Source organism: Streptomyces sp. NPDC005566 (assembly GCF_040605575.1).
GTDB lineage: Bacteria > Actinomycetota > Actinomycetes > Streptomycetales > Streptomycetaceae > Streptomyces.
Genome location: NZ_JBEXDB010000025.1, coordinates 68,242 through 86,079 on the forward strand (window position 1 = coordinate 68,242; position 17,838 = coordinate 86,079).

Genomic DNA, 17,838 nt, shown 5'->3' on the forward strand with positions numbered 1-17,838 from the left:
TATGTCCATTTCGCGGATCGGGTGGGCCGACGCGGGAGGACTCGTTCCCTCCCGCGTCGGCCCGTGAGACCGGCCCGTGTGCATCAGGCGACGGTGCAGGCCTCACCGCCCAGGGCGAAGGCGCCCGGTTCGGCGTTGCTGCCCGACCAACTGCCCGAGAAGCCGAAGCCCACGGAGGAGCCGGATGCCACCTTGCCGTTCCAGCCGGCGTCGGCCACGGTCACCTTCGCGCCGACCTGCTGCGGGGTGGCGTTCCACATCTGGGTGACCTTCTGCCCGCCGGGGAAGGACCAGGCCAGCTGCCAGCCGTCGAGGGCCGCACTTCCGGTGTTGGTGACCGTCACATCGGCCTGGAAGCCGCCGGACCACTGATTGGTGATCGTGTAGCTCACCGAGCAGTCCGCGTCCGCCGGCGGCTCCTCCGGATCGGGGTCCGGGTCGGGATCCGGATCCGGGTCGGGGTCCGTGCCGCCGGCGTCCGAGGACTCGCCCACCTGGATCCCCCGGCCGTTCGTCGACACGTACACCCGTCCGTAGACCCTCGGGTCGCCGGTGATCGCGGCTCCGGTCCAACCCCACTGGCGTGCGTCGTCGTTGATGCGGGTCCAGTTCGCACCCGCGTCCGTGGACCGGAAGATCCCGCGCACCCCACCGATCTTCGCGCTCACGAAGACGGTCTGGTACGAGGCGCCCGGCGCGGCTTTGCCGAAGCCCACGCTGTCCGCCTGCTCCACACCGGAGAACTTGGTGAAGCTCGCACCGGAGTCGGTGGAACGCCACAGCCCGTACGCCCCCGTCGAGGTGCCGCCCGCGAGCCAGATGTCGCCCTCGGTACCGGGCAGCGCCTTGAAGCGGACGTTGCCTTCGGCGGGCAGGCCGCTCGCCTTGGCGGTGAAGGTGGCGCCGCCGTCCGTCGACACGTAGAAGGTGCCCGCCTTGAAGCCGTAGAACTTCTTCGGGTTCTTCCGGTCGGACTCGACGGTCGCCCCGGCCGGAATGCCGGTGGAAGCGGTCCAGGAGTTGCCGTAGCCGGTGGTGCGGTGGACGGCCGCGCCGTCCGGGCTCCAGACGAATCCACTCGCGTCCGCCGCTGCGGCAACCGTGCCGCCGCCGGTGACTCCGGAGGGCTCGGAGCCCTGGAACCAGTTGGCCCCGTTGTCGGTGGAGAAGCCGATGTGCGGTGCTGCGTCGGCGTTGCCGACCCGCACGACCGTGCCCGGTGACGCCTCCGCGAAGTCCAGGCTGGTGGTCGAGTCGAGGTTCGGCGAGGTGAACATGAGGCTGGGCACCGCGTCGAGATTCGTGTGACGGAAGCCTCCGATGTCACCGAGCGCACTCAGCAGCGGAGCTCCGGAGGGCGGGCTCGCCAGGTCGTTGACGGCCGTCTCCTCCAGCCCCTTGACCATCGGGGTGATCTTGAACTGGCTGCCCGAGTCCCAGGAGGTGAGGTTCTCGGTGCCGTAGACCGTCGCGCCCGTGCCGTACATCATCCGGTCCGAGTCGAAGGGGTCGATCTCCAGTGCCTCCGTCATCCAGCCCAGCTTGGGCGTGGTCTCGGGCGGTGACGGGTTGGCGCCCCAGCTGAGCCAGGGGACGGTGGAGACGTCCATGGTGTAGCGGTTGGAACGGTTCGGATAACTGGTGTAGTCCCAGGCCTGCGTCCAGGTCGCGCCGCTGTCCGTGGAACGGAAGATCTGGGTGTCGGGCCACCAGGAGCTGTAGGCGGTGGCCATCAGGGTGCCGGGTTGCTGCCGGTCCACGGAGAGTCCACTGAACCCGTAATAGGTGTCGGCCTCGGCGACCGGGCTGACGTCCGTCCACTCGCCGGTCCCGGTGGCGTACCGCCAGATGCGCCCCTTGCCGCCGTCGTACGGGCCGCCGGTGTCGCTCAGGGTCAGATACAGGTGGCCCGTCGAGGAGTCGAGTACACCCTTGTGCGCGAGATACCCGGTCGGCTGTCCGGCGATCCGCGACCAGGTGCTGCCGCCGTCCGTCGAGCGGTAGACGGTGTTCGCCTTGTCGGCGACCCCCACGTAGATGTCCTTGGTGGTGCTGCCCGCGCTGCCGGAGCGCTCGTCGAACGTCACCCAGACGATGCCCTGGTTGTCGCTCGCGTACCCGCTGGTGTCGGACGGGTCCTGCGCGTAGGTGCCGGGATTCGGAAAGGCCGTCACCTCGGACCAGGTGACCCCTGAATCGGTGGACCTCCACAGACCGTTGCCGCTGGGGGCACCCAGGTAGAGGACGGAGTTATTGTTCGGGTCGACCGCGAGGCGCTCACCCATCCCGCGCCCCGGCATGTTGCCGCCGAGCTTGAAGGGAAGCGTGGTCGCCTTCCAGGACGCGCCGCGGTCCGAGGACCTGAGGACGGCGCCGTTCGTCGGGTCCCAGCTGTTGGTGTACGTGCCGACGGCTGCGTACACGTTGTCGGGATCGGCTGTGTCGGAGGCGAGACCGACGACGCCGGACCAGCCCCACCGGTCCCAGTCCACCCAGTCGAGCAGCGGGGTCCACTGTTTGCCCGACTGGTCCCAGCGGTAGGCACCGCCGATGTCGGTCCGTGCGTAGGCGAGGTTCTTCTCGGAGCGGTTGAAGACGATGCCCGGCACGAAACCGCCGCCGTCGATCCGCGCGTTCTTCCATGTGTAGGTGTCCGCGGCGATCGACACATCGGATGCTTCGGTCGTGCGGGGCACATCGTCGGAGCGTGCCGCCGCCGGGGATCCGGTGACGGCCAACCCCGCGGTCAGGGTGAGTGCCGCCAAGAGTGCGGCGAATGGTCTGGCGCTCAAGCGCACGGAAACGTCCTCTCCGAGCTGGGCCGCCGAAGATGGCGACTGGGGGTGGGCACAGAGATGGGAGCGCTCCCATGAAGCAACACGATCGTAGCGTCGCGCGCCGCCGGGGAGAAGGGTGGTGCGCACGGTTCATCGGATGAATCGGCCAGGAGTCCCGCACAGGCCACCTCACGCCCCTCCGACTGCGCCACCGGCCGGCCCATACCGCCCCACCCGTCCCAGGACTCCGCAGAATCAGGGAAAGAACCACATCTCCGCCACATTCCCGGAGGCCGTGTGACGGCTCAACACGCGACGAGAGAAATAGCTCCATCCATTCCCTGAACTCACCCATTCCCGGGCTTCGCTCCACCTCCGCGCGGGCGGGGATAAGCACGCGTTCCTTCACGCGGACACACATATCGCCGGCTCCGTAGAAACCTGCACACCGCATACGCAGACCGGTCACGCCGACCACCACGGAACACTCAGCCCTGACCAGGTACGTACCAGGTCAGGGCCGTTTGGTACGGGAGTGCCCCACTTGCAGGAAAGCGAGTCCCGACCATGAGGAATTCATCCCGTGAAGCTCGTGAAGGATTTGCCGTCAGAAAATGAACAGGTCTGCACGCGAGGCGATTCGAGGGCGCCGATATCGACCTGGACGCCGTTGTTCGATTGGCTGCGCAAGCCGTCGGCGTGCTTTGATCCTGGCCCATACGGGAGCCGCACCACGGGTTCCCGGTGTAAAGAATTTCCAGACGAAGGGCAGCGCTCATCATGAACCTCACCCCCCAGGTTGAGACCCTCGAGATCTCCGACAACGACCTGGACAACGTGTCCGGCGGCCTCATCGGTGGCGTTCTCGGCAACGTCACCGCCACCGCCGACTCGATCGCCCCGGTCACCGGCATCGTCGGCTCCGTCACCGGCCTGGTCGAGTCGACCACCGGCGTGAACACCGGCGCGGTCACCGGTCTGGCCACCGGCCTCACCGCCGGTCTCTGAGAGACGGCAGCACCCACCGAGCCCCGGAACCCGTCGGTTCCGGGGCTCGGTGCCGACCGCCGACAGGTGAGGGAAGAGTTCCGTGCAGTTCCGCCAACAGGCCCTTTCCAAACTGCAGTCGCCCGAACAGCTCGACCTGCCGGTGCGGTTCGCACGCCCGCAGGGACTGCTCGTACTGAGCATCACCGTGGCGGTGATGGCCGCTGCCTGCTTCTGGGCGGTCACCGGCACCGTCGCCACCACACTCAGCGCCCCCGGGATCCTCACGCACGCCAAGGGCAGCTACATCCTGCAGAGCCCCGTCGCCGGACAGATCACCGAAGTGCTCGCGGAAGAGGGCGAAAGCCTGGCTGCCGACGCACCGTTGCTCAAGGTCCGCACGGCGCAGGGCAATCAAGTCGTCCGCACCATCGACGCCGGCCGGCTGACCACGGTGACGGCCACGATCGGCGCCGTGGTCACCACCGGCGCCGATGTGGCGAGCGTCGAACGCGTCGACGGCACGGACGATCCGCTCGTCGTGATGCTCTACGTACCGGGCAACAAGGGGGCAGCCGTCCCGGTGGGCGCCTCCGTCGACCTCACCGTCCAGTCCGTGCCCTCCCAGCAGTACGGGGTGCTGCGCGGCCGGGTGGCCGCCGTCGGCAGGCCCCGGACCCAGCAGCAGATCACCCGGTTCCTCGGTGACGGCCAGCTGGGGGAACAGTTCTCGCGCCAAGGCAGGCCGGTAGCCGTCCTGGTGGAGCTCGACCGCTCGGCCGCAACCGAGTCCGGCTACCGGTGGTCCTCGGCCCAGGGGCCCCCGTACGCGATCGAATCCATGACCCTGGCAACCGGCTCCGTCCATCTGGCCGACCGGCGTCCGATCGATTGGCTCCTCCCGTGACCGCACCGCACCCCTCCCCCGCAGCGCAGCAGCTGCCGCCCCCCGGTCGCGGCAGACACCGCCCCGAGAGCACCTCGGGGGGCAGGCGACGGTCGCGGCCGCGCCCTGCGCCGAAGGCCGGACGGATCAGGACCGTTCGCACCCCCACCGTGCTCCAGATGGAGGCACTGGAGTGCGGAGCGGCCTCGTTGGCCATGGTCCTCGGCCACTACGGCCGGCATGTGCCGCTGGAGGAGTTGCGCATCGCCTGCGGAGTGTCACGCGACGGGTCGCGGGCCAGCAACGTGCTGAAGGCGGCCCGCAGTTACGGCCTGACGGCCAAGGGCATGCAGATGGAGCCCGCAGCACTCGCGGAGGTCCGGGCGCCGGCCATTCTGTTCTGGGAGTTCAACCACTACGTCGTGTACGACGGCGTGGGACGCCGGCTCGGACGGCGGGGCGTGCACATCAACGACCCCGACAAGGGGCGCCGTTTCGTGCCGTCCGAGGATTTCGACACCAGCTTCACCGGAGTGGTGCTCGTCCTGGAGCCGGGCGACGACTTCCGGCGCGGCGGCCGGAAGCCCGGCGTCATGGGCGCCCTGCCCGCGCGGCTGCGCGGCACCACGGGCACGATGCTGGTGGCGCTGCTCGCCAGCCTGCTGCTGGTGGCCGTCGGCGCCACACTGCCCGCACTGAGCCGCACGTACATCGACGAGTTCCTGATCGGCAATCAGACCTCGCTGCTGGGGGTGCTGTTCGGCGCGATGGGCACGATGGTCGCGCTCACCCTCGTACTGACCTGGCTGCAGCAGGCGAATCTGCTGCGCGGCCGCATCATCTCCTCCACGCTCGGCAGCGCCCGCTTCTTCCGCCATCTGCTGCGGCTGCCGGTGACCTTCTTCGCCCAGCGCAGTCCCGCCGACCTCGTCCAGCGCCTGCAGTCGAACGACGCCGTGGCCGAGACACTCGCCCGGGACCTCACCGCGGCCGGTGTGGACGGAATCGTCGTCATCCTCTACGCGTTCCTGCTGTGGACCTACGATCCGCAACTGACCGTCATCGGGGTGGGAATCGCCCTGCTGAACGTGGTCGCGATGCGCATCGTCGTGCGGCTGCGGGCCACCGGTACCCAGAAGCTGCGGGCCGACAGCGCCCGGTTGACGAACACCTCGTACACCGGGCTGCAGTTGATCGAGACCATGAAGGCGACCGGCGGGGAGAACGGGTACTTCCGGCGCTGGGCGGGCCAGCACGCGACGACGCTCGACGAGCAGCAACGGCTCGGGGTGCCGAGCGCCTGGCTCGGAGTCGTCGCCCCCGCGCTCGCGACGCTCAACAGCGCGCTGATCCTCTGGATCGGCGGGCTGAGGGCGGTCGAGGGGCACATCTCGATCGGGCTGCTCGTCGCCTTCCAGGCGCTGGTGACCCGGTTCACCGCGCCCGTCACCCGGCTGAACGGCGTGGCCGGGCGGGTCCAGGACTTCGCGGCCGATGTGGCCCGCCTCAAGGATGTCGAGAACTTCCCGGTGGACCCCCTCTACTCCCGCCGCGAGCCCGCCGCGAGTACCCGCCGGCTCAAGGGCCATGTGACGCTGGACGACATCACGTTCGGTTACAGCCCGCTCGACAAGCCGCTGCTCACCGGTTTCTCGCTGTCCGTGGGCCCCGGCCGGCAGGTGGCACTCGTCGGCGGGTCCGGCAGCGGCAAGTCGACGGTCTCCCGGCTGATCTCGGGGCTCTACAGCCCGTGGGAGGGCACGATCCGGATCGACGGGCAGCGTCTCGAGGACATTCCGAGGGGTGCGCTGGCCGCGTCGGTCTCCTTCGTCGACCAGGACGTGTTCCTGTTCGAGGGCACGGTGCGGGACAACGTGGCGCTGTGGGACCCCTCGGTCCCGGACGAAGCCGTCGTCGCCGCGCTCCAGGACGCCGCACTGTACGAGGTCGTCGCCCGTCGGCCGAAAGGTATTCACAGCAGGGTGGAGCAGGACGGCCGCAACTTCTCCGGCGGGCAGCGCCAGCGTCTGGAGATCGCGCGCGCGCTCGTGCGGCGGCCCAGCATCCTGGTGCTGGACGAGGTCACCAGCGCACTGGACGCGGAGACCGAGCGGGTCATCATCGACAATCTGCGGCGGCGCGGCTGTGCCTGCGTCGTGATCGCACACCGGCTGAGCACGGTCCGCGACAGCGACGAGATCGTGGTCCTGGACCACGGATCCGTCGTGGAACGCGGCCGGCACGAGGACCTGGTGGCTGCCGGCGGTCCGTACGCCGAACTGGTCAGGGAGCACTGACGTGACGTCCGTACACCCCCCTGCGGGCGCCGAGTCCCTCGGGCGGGACCCCGTCATCGGCGCGCTGGGAGGGCTCGGCGCTCCCGTCGACTGCACCGGGCTGCGCAGCCTCTCGCTCGAAGGGCCCCAGGTGCTGTGGCTCGTCGTGGGTGGTGCCCTCGACCTGTTCGCGGTCGACGCGCTGGAGCAGGGTCACTGGCACTTCCTCGGCCGGCTCGAGCCGGGAACACTGGTGCTGGGGCCGGTCGAGGGACCTCAGCACACGCTGGTCGGCCGGCCGCTGCAGGAGTGCGTGCTGCGCAGGATCCCGCTGCGGGAGCTGTACCGGCCCGAGTACGCGGCCCAGGGGGCGTTCGAGGGGCAGTACCGCAGCCACTACGACACCGGCGATGCCGCTCTGAGTCTTCTGGAGCACGCTTTCTCGCTCGGGGTCGGGCGCAGTCAGCGTGTCCTGTTCGAGGCCCCGCTGGACAGCCGCACCGCTCTCGACGAGACGGTGGGTGACGACGACATCCTCTGGCTGCCGGTGTCGCCGGGCAGCGTGCAGTACGGCGCCGCTTTCAGCGCCGAGGCGGCCGGTGACCTGCTCGTCGACGGCGCGTTGTGGCAGGGGATGGTCAACCAGCAGTACCGGTTGCTGTCCGCGCTCGACCGCTGGATCGAGCAGCTGGAGCGTGCCCACGAGGACCGTACGGCCGCCGGCATGAAGGCGGGCGAAGCCGTCCGCAAGGAGGCCGACGAGGCGCTGCTGACCTCGATGGGCCGTTCCGGCAGGAGTTCCTCGCGCAGGGCGGGCGCCACCGATGACGCGGTGTACGCGGCCTGTCGGCTGGTGGCGCGGGAGTCGGGGATCGTTCTTTCGGAGGCTCCGGCGGGCGGTGCGGTGAGCGACCGGATCGATCCGGTCGAGCGTGTCGCGGTCGCCTCCCGGATCAGGACGCGTCCCGTCCGTCTCGACGGGCGGTGGTGGCGGGAGAACTCCGGGCCGCTGGTGGGCCACCGGGCCGCGTCGGGGGCACCGGTCGCGCTGCTGTGGCGCCGCGGCAGGTACGAGGCGGTGAACCCGTTGACCGGCCGGCGCTCCCGCGTCGACAGCACCGCCGCTCAGGACTTCGAGCAGCGGGCCGTCATGTTCTACCGGCCTCTGCCCGAGCGGCCGCTGGGCAAGTGGCAGCTGCTGCGCTTCAGTCTGCTCGGCACGCGGGCCGATCTGCGCAGGCTGCTGCTGACCGGGCTCGTGACGGTGGCGCTCGGTTCGCTGGTGCCGCTGGCGACGGGCCAGGTGCTCGGCGTGTACGTGCCCAATGCCGAGAGCAGCCTCATCGTCCAGGTGTCACTGGCCGTGATCATCACCGGTGTCGTGTCGGCCGCCTTCATGCTGCTGCAGAACCTCACCATCCTGCGTATGGAGGGGCGTATCGAGAGCACGCTCCAGCCCGCTGTGTGGGACCGCTTGCTGCGTCTGCCGACGAAGTTCTTCACCGAGCGTTCGACCGGTGAGCTCGCGAGCGCGGCGATGGGTGTCAGTGCGATCCGTCGCGTGTTGTCCGGCATCGGGCCCGTGGCCGTGCAGGCCGGCACCCTCGGTGCGATGAATCTCGGCCTGCTGTTCTGGTTCAGCGTCCCGCTGGCGATGACCGCCATCGCGATGCTGGTCGTCATCGCGGGCGTGTTCCTCACCATGGGCATGTGGGAACTGCGGTGGCAGCGAAGGCTAGTGGAGCTCGGCAACAAACTGAACAACCAGGCGTTCCAGACACTGCGCGGGCTGCCCAAGCTGCGGGTCGCGTCGGCGGAGAGCTTCGCGTACGGGGCGTGGGCGGCGGAGTTCGCCCGCAGCCGTGAGCTCCAGAAGCGCGCGGGCCGGATCAAGAATCTGACCACGGTGCTCAACGCGGTCTATCTGCCGTTGTGTTCGCTGGTCATGTTCATCCTGCTGGCGGGCCCTGCCCGCGGCTCGTTGTCCGCCAGTGAGTTCCTGACCTTCAACACCTCGGTGACCATGCTGCTGACCGCGGTCACTCAGCTCACCGGGGCGTTCGTGTCCGCTGCCGCCGTGCTGCCGATGTTCGAGCAGATCAAGCCGGTGCTCGACGAGGCGCCCGAGGTACGGGGTGCCAGCACTCAGCCCGGCGCGCTGTCCGGGGAGATCGAGGCCCGTGGCCTGTCATTCCGCTACACCGATGACGGGCCCGCGGTGCTCGACGACCTGTCCCTGACCGTGCGGCCGGGCGAGTTCGTCGCGATCGTGGGTCCCAGCGGCTGCGGCAAGTCGACGCTTCTGCGGCTGCTCATCGGCTTCGACGAACCGGCTTCCGGCAGCGTCCTTTATGACGGCCATGATCTGTCGGCTCTCGACCAGGCGGCGGTGCGCCGCCAGTGCGGGGTCGTCCTGCAGAACGCCCAGCCGCTGTCCGGCTCGATCCTTGACTGCATCTGCGGCGCCGAGGTCTTCACCCAGGAAGAGGCGTGGGAGGCCGCCGCGATGGCGGGTCTGGCCGAGGACATCAAGCGCATGCCGATGGGCCTGCACACCATGATCTCCGGTGGCGGCGCCATCTCGGGGGGACAGCGTCAGCGGCTGATGATCGCCCAGGCGCTCGTCCGGCGGCCCCGCATCCTGTTCTTCGACGAGGCCACCAGCGCGCTCGACAACGAGACCCAGCGCACGGTGATCGAGAGCACCCGGTCCCTGAAGGCCACCCGTGTGGTGATCGCGCACCGGCTCTCCACGGTCCTGGACGCCGATCGTGTGATCGTCATGTCGGACGGCCGGATCGTTCAGCAGGGGCCGCCCGCCGAGTTGCTCGCGGACACGGGCGGGCGGCTTCATGAACTGGTGCGGCGCCAGATGCAGTAGGCAGGAGCTGCGGTCGACTCCAGCAGTAGGCAGGGGCTGAGGCCGACTCCATGAATCACCCGGCCGTGCCGCGTCGGCCGCCGGGCCTGGGAGCGGCCGCGGCTTCGCGGATGCTGTCGTGTGCCGCCGCTGCGACCGCTTCGGCGGTGATCCCGAATTCCCGGTACAGCCTCGCGTAGTCGGCGGACGCGCCGTAGTGCTCGAGGCTCACGATCCGCCCGGCGTCGCCGACCACCTCGCGCCAGCCCTGGCCGACGGCGGCCTCGACGCTGACCCGGGCGCGCACGGTGGGCGGCAGGACCTCGTCCTGGTACTCCGGGGACTGCTCGGCGAACCATTCGCGGCAGGGCATCGAGACCACGCGTACGGCCAGGCCCTCGCCCGTCAGGAGGGCGCGCGCCTCGAGGGCGATGTGGACCTCGGATCCCGTCGCCACGAGGATGACGTCGGGAACCACTCCGGAGGCTTCGGCGAGAACATAGGCGCCGCGTGCCGCCCCCTCGGCCGGGGCGTTCGCCAGGTTCCCGCGGTCGAGCACCGGGAGGTTCTGCCGGGTCAGGACGAGACCGGCGGGCCGGTCGGTGTGTTCCAGGACCGTCCGCCAGCACACCACCGTCTCGTTCGCGTCGCCCGGGCGTACGACGTCGAGCCCGGGGATCGCCCGCAGTGCGGCGAGGTGTTCGACGGGCTGATGCGTCGGACCGTCCTCGCCCAGACCGATCGAGTCGTGCGTCCACACGTAGGTGACGGGCAGCTTCATCAGCGCGGCGAGGCGTACGGCCGGACGCATGTAGTCGCTGAACGTCAGGAACGTACCGCCGTAGGGCCGGGTCAGGCTCTGCAGGGCGATGCCGTTGAGCACGGCTCCCATGGCGTGCTCACGGATGCCGAAGTGCAGGGTCCGCCCGTAGGGGCCGCCCTTGAACTCCGCGGTCTGCCGGTCCGCCGGAACGAAGGAGGGCTCGTCCTCCATCGTGGTGTTGTTGCTTCCGGCCAGGTCCGCGGAGCCGCCCCACAGTTCGGGCAGCACCGGGGCGAGGGCACCGAGCACCTCGCCGGACGCCTTGCGGGTGGCCATGCCCTTCGCATCGGCCGGAAACACGGGCAGGGACTCGGTCCAGCCGTCCGGGAGCCGCTGCTCCCGGAGGCGGTCCAGCAGCGCGGCCCGCTCCGGGTTCGCGGCGCGCCAGCTCTCGTACCCCGGCTGCCACTGCTCCCGCGCGGCCCGGCCCCGCTCCCCCACCGCGCGGGTGTGGACGAGGACCTCGTCCTCGATGGCAAAGGAGACCTCGGGGTCGAAGCCCAGCAGCTTCTTCGTACCGGCGACCTCCTCGTCGCCCAGGGCCGACCCGTGCGCCTTCCCGCTGTTCCTCTTCGTCGGGGCGGGCCATCCGATGATGGTGCGCAGCATGATCAGCGACGGGCGGGTCCGGTCCTCCTTGGCCGTTTCGATCGCGGCGAGCAGCGCGTCGACGTCCTCGACGTAGTCGCCCGTGCGGGTCCAGTCCACCGTCTGCACGTGCCAGCCGTAGGCGGCGAAGCGGGCGGGGACGTCCTCGCTGAAGGAGATGTCGGTGTCGTCCTCGATGGAGATGTGGTTCGAGTCGTAGAACACCACGAGACTGCCGAGTTGCTGGTGACCGGCGAGCGACGCGGCCTCCGAGGCGACGCCCTCCATCATGTCGCCGTCGGAGGCCACCACGTACACCTGGTGGTCGAAGGGGCTGGTGCCCGGCGCGGCGTCCGGGTCGAGGAGCCCCCGCTCCCGGCGGGCCGCCATCGCCATGCCTACCGCCGAGCCCATGCCCTGGCCCAGCGGGCCGGTGGTGATCTCGACGCCGCGGGTGTGCCTGTACTCCGGATGCCCGGGGGTCGCGGAATCCCAGGTCCGCAGCGCCTCCAGATCCTCCATCTCCAGGCCGTAGCCCGCGAGATAGAGCTGGATGTACAGGGTGAGGCTGGTGTGGCCGCAGGAGAGTACGAAGCGGTCCCTGCCCAGCCACTGGTCATCGGCCGGATCGTGCCGCATGACCTGCTGGAACAGCAGGTAGGCGAGGGGCGCCAGGCTCATCGCCGTGCCCGGGTGCCCGTTGCCGGTCTTCTGTACGGCGTCGGCGGCCAGCACCCGTACGGTGTCCACCGCCCGCACGTCCACCGGACCCCATCCCGCCCGGTCCGCCACCGGCGGCGCAAGGCCGGGGTCGCGCGGTGCGGTGCTGCCGGAAGAGGATCGCTCGGGCGCCATGGTGGTGTCTCCCTCGGGATGTCGCTTACCGGCCCGTTCGGGCCCGGCCCTACGGCTCGGTCCCTCTTGGCATCCTCGGTTCCCTGGGCGCCCTTCGCATCCCGGGGCGGGAGCGGTGGAGCGGATCGGGCGGTGCTTCGGGGAGAGCCGGCCGGGACGACGCGTACCCGTTCTCGCCCGAGGCACGCTCGGCCACCGTCACTTCCGGCCTCGTTCCCGGTTCTCCCGGCACGGTCCGTGCGGGACCGTGCCGATTCCAGGACGTCCGGTCCGACGGGTGCACGGATGTGGCACAGTCGTGCCGGTGGATGATCTGCGGCCCCAGGATCCCTCGCGCATAGGCGCGTACCGGCTACTCGCCCGTCTCGGCGCCGGCGGAATGGGACAGGTGTATCTCGGCCGGTCCCCCGGCGGGCGGCTGGTGGCCGTGAAGGTGATCCGGAACGAGATCAGTGATCATCCCGAGGCGCTGACCCGGTTCCGGCGTGAGGCCGCCACCGTGGAGACGGTACGCAGCGCGTACACCGCCCAGTTGATCGAGGCGTCCCTCGACGCCTCCCCCTATTGGCTGGCAACCGAGTACGTACCGGGGCCGACGCTGCGCGGGGCGGTGGAAGCGGGCGGGCCGTTCCCGCCGGACAGCGCCCTGCGGCTGTTCGCCGCACTCGCCGAGGGGCTGGCCGCGGTCCATGTCCACGGGGTCACCCACCGGGACCTCAAACCGCAGAACGTGATCCTCTCGCCGCAGGGACCGCAGCTGATCGACTTCGGGATCGCGCGCGGGCTCGATCAGACCTTCATCACCAGGGACGGAACGGCACCGGGGACGCCCGGATTCTCGGCACCCGAGGTGGTATTGCGCAACGAGGCCGGACCCGCGGCGGACATCTTCGCCCTGGGTGCGACGCTCGCGTACACGGTGACCGGCAGGCCTCCGTACGGTTCCGGCGACCCTGCGGTCGTCAGCTACCGGGCCGTGCACGAGGACATCGACCTGGCGGGGGTGCGGCCCGCGATCGCCGCGCTCATCCGGGAGTGTGTCGCCAAGGACCCGGCTGAGCGGCCGGCTCCGGCGACGGTGATCGCACGGTGCGCGGTGGATACGGCACTGGCGTCGGACCCCCACTACCGCTCGCTGGTCCGCGGCGACGACCCGCTCCCCGTACGGGCGGCAGGAAGCACCGCGATCCTGCCGCACGACGTGGCGGAACAGGAGGTCACGCCGGTACCTGCGCAGGCTCCTCCCGGCCCCACACCGTACGACGGACCCGTCACGGCACCGCGTCGCGCTCGCCGCAGGGCGATCTGGCTCGTAGCAGGCGCGGTCGTGCTCGCCGCGTCGGCGGTGGTCCGGCAGCTCACCGGCCCGGACGGCGGGTCGACCGGTGGCGCCCAGGCATCGGACACCTCGGACACGTCCCCGCGGCCGGCGACCACTGCCCCGTCCACACCTGCCCCGTCCACACCTGCCGGGCCACCGGACCACATCCTGAACGACCGTGTCTCGAAGGACCGCTGGACCCTGTCGAAAATTCCGAGTGAGGCCGGCTACGGCATGGGCTCCTGCGACCCGGCGAGTCTCTCGATGGACCGGCTGTCGATGAACCTGCAGTCCAGCGTCTCGCACACCACCGGATCGGACACCGCCACGGTAACGCTGCGCCCCAAGGAGTCCGGGGAGGGAAAACGGCCGGAGCCGTACCACCTGGCCGTGGGGGTGCGGCCCCCGCACGAGACCGACCGCACCACCGGCCGGCCCACCGCGTCCGTCGGCAAGGGCATCGGCTTCACGAGCAAGCCCTTCGATGTCTACTCCCGGTGGTCGTCCGACGGCACCATCACGCTCACCTACCCCGACGACTTCCGGGCCCACTTCGGCGACCGGGTCGTCGACGCGATCCCGGTGGGCGCCGACAGGGGCGACTGGACGGTGGTGTTCTACCACGTCGAGGGCGGGCCCACGAAGTACACGTCCGTTGTGTGCAACGGCTTCCACGCCTGACAACGCCCTTGGTGTGCGACGGCTTCCACGCCTGACCCCCTGCAGGACCGCAGGGTCCTCGCCCGGCTCACTCCGCGGCGCGGAAGCCGCGCAGGCGCAGGCTGTTGCCGACGACGAAGACGGAGGAGAAGGCCATGGCCGCTCCGGCGATCATCGGGTTGAGCAGTCCGGCGGCGGCGAGCGGCAGGGCGGCCACGTTGTAGGCGAAGGCCCAGAACAGGTTCGAGCGGATGGTGCCGAGCGTCCTGCGGGAGAGCCGGATCGCGTCGGCTGCGGCCAAAAGGTCTCCCCGTACAAGGGTCAGATCGCCGGCCTCGATGGCCGCGTCGGTGCCGGTGCCCATCGCGATCCCGAGGTCGGCCTGGGCGAGTGCGGCAGCGTCGTTGACGCCGTCACCGACCATCGCCACGCTGCGGCCCTGCGCCTGGAGCCTCTTGACGACGGCCACCTTGTCCTCGGGCATGACCTCGGCGATGACTTCGCCGATGCCGACCTCGGCGGCCACGGATTCGGCGACGGCCTTGTTGTCGCCGGTCAGCAGTACCGGAGTCAGGCCCAGTCCGCGCAGCCGCCGGATCGCCTCGGGACTGGTCTCCTTGACCGCATCGGCCACTTCCAGGACTGCGCGCGCCTCGCCGTCCCAGGCGACGAGGACGGCGGTCCTCCCGGCCTTCTCGGCGTCGTCCTTGGTGCTCCTGAGCTGCTCGGGCAGGTCGATGGCCCAATCGGTGAGCAGCTTCTCCCGGCCTACGAGGACGGCGTGGCCCCCGACGATGCCCCGCACGCCGAGGCCGGGGACGCCGGCGAAGTCCTCGGGGACGGGCAGGTCGCCGGCCCGCGCGACTGCTCCGGTGGCGACCGCTCGGGCGATCGGGTGCTCGGAGGCGTGCTCCAGGGCGCCCGCAAGACGCAGGACCTCCTTCTCGTCCGTGTCCCCGACGGTGCGGACGCCGACCAGGGTCATCAGGCCGGTGGTGACGGTGCCGGTCTTGTCCAGCAGGATGGTGTCCACCCTGCGGGTGGTCTCCAGTACCTCCGGGCCCTTGATGAGGATGCCGAGCTGGGCGCCACGGCCGGTGCCGACCATGAGGGCGGTCGGGGTGGCCAGGCCGAGTGCGCAGGGGCAGGCGATGATCAGTACGGCGACGGCTGCGGTGAACGCGGCCGTGAGGCCGGTGCCGTTGCCGAGCCAGAAGCCGAGCGTGGCGAGCGCGAGCCCGATGACGACCGGGACGAACACCGCGGAGATCCTGTCGGCGAGGCGCTGGGCGGCGGCCTTGCCGTTCTGCGCGTCCTGGACGAGCGCGGCCATGCGGGCGAGCTGGGTGTCGGCACCGATCCGGGTGGCCTCGACGACCAGCCGGCCCCCGGCGTTCAGTGTCGCGCCGGTGACGCTGCCGCCGACGGACACCTCGACGGGAACGGACTCCCCGGTGAGCATCGACGCGTCCACGGCGGAGGACCCTTCGACGACGGTGCCGTCGGTGGCGATCTTCTCTCCGGGACGGACCAGGAAACGGTCGCCCACCCGCAGATCCGCGGTGGGCACGGTGACTTCGAGTTCGCCGCGCAGGACGGTCACCTCCTTGGCGCCGAGCTCCAGGAGTGCCTTGAGGGCGGCACCCGCCTTGCGCTTGGAGCGGGCCTCGAAGTACCGGCCGGCCAGGATGAAGGCTGTGACGCCCGCCGCGGCCTCCAGGTAGATGTTCCCCGAGCCGTCGCTGCGGGCGATCGTGAACTCGAAGGGGTGTGTCATGCCCGGCGTGCCGGCCGTTCCGAGGAAGAGCGCCCACAGTGACCAGAGGAACGCGGCGCCGGTACCGACCGAGATCAGGGTGTCCATGGTGGCCGCGCCGTGCCGGGCGTTGGTGAGGGCGGCACGGTGGAAGGGCCAGGCCGCGTAGGTGACGACGGGCGCGGCAAGGGTGAGCGAGAGCCACTGCCAGTACTCGATCTGCAGGGCGGGGATCATCGCCATCGCGATGACGGGTACGGCGAGGACGACTGCCGTGACCAGTCGGTGGCGCAGCGGTCTCAGCTCGTCGTCCGCACGCTCGTCGTCGCTCGGGCCGCTCCCGTCGCCGTCGCCGGTCCTGGGCGGGGCAGGTTCCTGGGCGGAGTAGCCGGTCGCCTCGACGGTGGCGATCAGGTCCTCGACCGAGACGTCCTCGCCATAGGTGACCTTCGCCTTCTCGGTGGCGTAGTTGACGGTGGCCTCGACGCCGTCCATGCGGTTGAGCTTCTTCTCTATGCGGGCCGCGCACGAGGCGCAGGTCATGCCGCTGATGGCGAGCTCGACCCGGGCGGCGCCCGGAGTCCTGGTGGTCATGTGGCTGCTCCTCGTTCGGCAGGGGCGGGGACGAGCCAGGACATGGGTTCCCCTTGAGATCCTGATACCCCAGCGGGGTATCCTCGTGAGATCTCCAGATATACCCCCCTCCCGTATCTGACGCAAGCCGACGCTGAACTCTTGCATATACCCCAAGGGGGTATAGCCTGATGAAGATGGGCCCGCCCCGGAGCCCACCCGGACAAGAAGGAGCAGCCATGAACACCGCCGGGAGGATCACGTCCTTCACCGCAGCACTCGCAGTGTCCTTCGGCGCCGCCTACGGCCTCGGCAACACCGTCGGTCCCCTCGGCGGCACCGAACCGACTCCGCCGGCCGACCACATGAGCAGCACGGCGTCGGAGGGAGGAGGCGACGGCAGCGACCCTGCGCACTCACCCCCCGGAGGACTCCAGATCTCCGAAGGCGGCTACACCCTCGATCTCTTCACCCCCCGCCTGAAGGCGGCGCAGGAGGGCGAACTGCGCTTCGTCGTACGCGACCGGTCCGGTCGGCCGGTCACCGCGTACCAGCGCGAGCACGACAAGGAACTCCACCTCATCCTCGCCTCACGGGACCTGGCCACCTATCGGCACCTGCACCCCGCCCGGGCCGCCGACGGCACCTGGAGCACCCCCGTCACCCTCCCTGCCGCAGGTGACTACCGGGTCTTCGCGGACTTCACCCCCGGCGCGAAGAACGCCCCCGACCTCACCCTCGGCGCCGACCTCGCCGTATCCGGCGCCTACAAGCCGGCCGAGCTCCCCAAGCCGTCCCGCACCGCAACGGTCGACGGATACACCGTGACCCTGAACGGGACACTTCGCCCCGGCGCCGCGGAGGACCTCAGGCTCGACGTCAGTAGAGGCGGCCGCCCCGTCACCGACCTCCAGCCCTACCTCGCCGCCTACGGACACCTCGTCGCCCTGCGCGCCGGCGACCTCGCCTACCTGCACGTCCACCCGAACGGGGAGCCCGGCGACGGCAGCACCGAGCCCGGTCCGGAGGTCTCCTTCACCGCGACGGCGCCCAGTTCCGGGACTTACCGCCTCTTCCTCGACTTCAAGCACAACGGCACGGTCCGCACCGCGGCCTTCACCGTTCGCGCCGGAGCAGCAGCGGTTTCCCCCCAGCCCGCCGAGCCCACGACGGAGCACGAGGACAGCGACCACACGCACTGAACCAGGGTTTCACCGGTGGTTTTGCGGGTGCGCACCCAGCGGGTCGGGGTCGGTGGTCGAGTACGCGGCGCTGAGCACGTACACGTCCGTTGCGCGCAGTGCGACGGAGGCGGGGTTCCGCAGTCCGCTCCGGAACACACCTGAACAGTCGGCGAGTAGGAGCGCCCGCCGAAGGGGTAGGTCAGTCCCAGCGGTCCTGGTTGATGAAGCGGCTGAAGCCCCGCCAGGAGTTGGGTCCCATGACACCGTCGATGGGTCCGGTGTAGCCGTTGGC

At 70.2% G+C, this 17,838-nt stretch carries 10 protein-coding genes; 6 read left to right on the forward strand and 4 right to left on the reverse strand.

All coding sequences use genetic code 11. The features are described 5' to 3' along the window. Nucleotides 1–83: 83 nt before the first annotated feature. The gene (locus tag ABZS61_RS31150; protein ID WP_356428635.1) at nt 84–2,798 is read right to left on the reverse strand and encodes a cellulose binding domain-containing protein; all 2,715 of its coding nucleotides are present in this window, start codon (nt 2,796–2,798) and stop codon (nt 84–86) included. A 759-nt stretch (nt 2,799–3,557) separates the two neighbouring features. On the opposite strand from ABZS61_RS31150, the gene ABZS61_RS31155 reads away from it, so the two are divergent. The 4 genes from ABZS61_RS31155 to ABZS61_RS31170 all read left to right on the forward strand — a co-directional run bounded on the left by ABZS61_RS31155 (nt 3,558) and on the right by ABZS61_RS31170 (nt 9,807). Beyond that, complete coding sequence (locus tag ABZS61_RS31155; RefSeq protein WP_329213613.1) at nt 3,558–3,785, forward strand: type A2 lantipeptide; 228 nt, start codon at nt 3,558–3,560, stop codon at nt 3,783–3,785. A gap of 82 nt (nt 3,786–3,867) precedes the next feature. Continuing rightward, on the forward strand, nt 3,868–4,671 hold the full coding sequence (locus tag ABZS61_RS31160) for a hypothetical protein (RefSeq protein WP_356428639.1): 804 nt from the start codon (nt 3,868–3,870) through the stop codon (nt 4,669–4,671). Then, nucleotides 4,668–6,947, forward strand: a complete 2,280-nt coding sequence (locus ABZS61_RS31165; protein WP_356428642.1) for an NHLP family bacteriocin export ABC transporter peptidase/permease/ATPase subunit — start codon at nt 4,668–4,670, stop codon at nt 6,945–6,947. The genes ABZS61_RS31160 and ABZS61_RS31165 overlap by 4 nt, the downstream gene beginning before the upstream one ends. Before the next feature lies 1 nt (nt 6,948). After that, a complete protein-coding gene (locus ABZS61_RS31170; protein ID WP_356428645.1) occupies nt 6,949–9,807 on the forward strand; it encodes an NHLP bacteriocin export ABC transporter permease/ATPase subunit in 2,859 nt (952 codons plus the stop codon). Nucleotides 9,808–9,862: 55 nt separating this feature from the next. Here ABZS61_RS31170 and tkt read toward each other — a convergent pair whose 3' ends face one another. Next, complete coding sequence (tkt, locus tag ABZS61_RS31175; protein WP_356428648.1) at nt 9,863–12,052, reverse strand: transketolase; 2,190 nt, start codon at nt 12,050–12,052, stop codon at nt 9,863–9,865. A gap of 304 nt (nt 12,053–12,356) precedes the next feature. Here tkt and ABZS61_RS31180 point away from each other — a divergent pair, with 304 nt between their 5' ends. Next, nucleotides 12,357–14,054, forward strand: a complete 1,698-nt coding sequence (locus ABZS61_RS31180; protein WP_356428651.1) for a protein kinase — start codon at nt 12,357–12,359, stop codon at nt 14,052–14,054. A gap of 67 nt (nt 14,055–14,121) precedes the next feature. Here ABZS61_RS31180 and ABZS61_RS31185 read toward each other — a convergent pair whose 3' ends face one another. After that, nucleotides 14,122–16,383 (reverse strand): heavy metal translocating P-type ATPase, encoded by a 2,262-nt coding sequence (locus ABZS61_RS31185; RefSeq protein ID WP_356428654.1) that lies wholly within the window; start codon nt 16,381–16,383, stop codon nt 14,122–14,124. A gap of 218 nt (nt 16,384–16,601) precedes the next feature. Here ABZS61_RS31185 and ABZS61_RS31190 point away from each other — a divergent pair, with 218 nt between their 5' ends. Continuing rightward, nucleotides 16,602–17,564 (forward strand): hypothetical protein, encoded by a 963-nt coding sequence (locus ABZS61_RS31190; protein ID WP_356428657.1) that lies wholly within the window; start codon nt 16,602–16,604, stop codon nt 17,562–17,564. 9 nt (nt 17,565–17,573) lie between these two features. Here ABZS61_RS31190 and ABZS61_RS31195 read toward each other — a convergent pair whose 3' ends face one another. After that, a complete protein-coding gene (locus ABZS61_RS31195; protein WP_356428660.1) occupies nt 17,574–17,702 on the reverse strand; it encodes a hypothetical protein in 129 nt (42 codons plus the stop codon). Nucleotides 17,703–17,838 lie beyond the last annotated feature (136 nt).

Coding starts and splice junctions, on each gene's coding strand:
- ABZS61_RS31190 (WP_356428657.1), top strand. CDS start 16,602: ATGAACACCGCCGGGAGGATCACGTCCTTCACCGCAGCACTCGCAGTG.
- ABZS61_RS31185 (WP_356428654.1), bottom strand. CDS start 16,383: ATGACCACCAGGACTCCGGGCGCCGCCCGGGTCGAGCTCGCCATCAGC.
- tkt (WP_356428648.1), bottom strand. CDS start 12,052: ATGGCGCCCGAGCGATCCTCTTCCGGCAGCACCGCACCGCGCGACCCC.
- ABZS61_RS31155 (WP_329213613.1), top strand. CDS start 3,558: ATGAACCTCACCCCCCAGGTTGAGACCCTCGAGATCTCCGACAACGAC.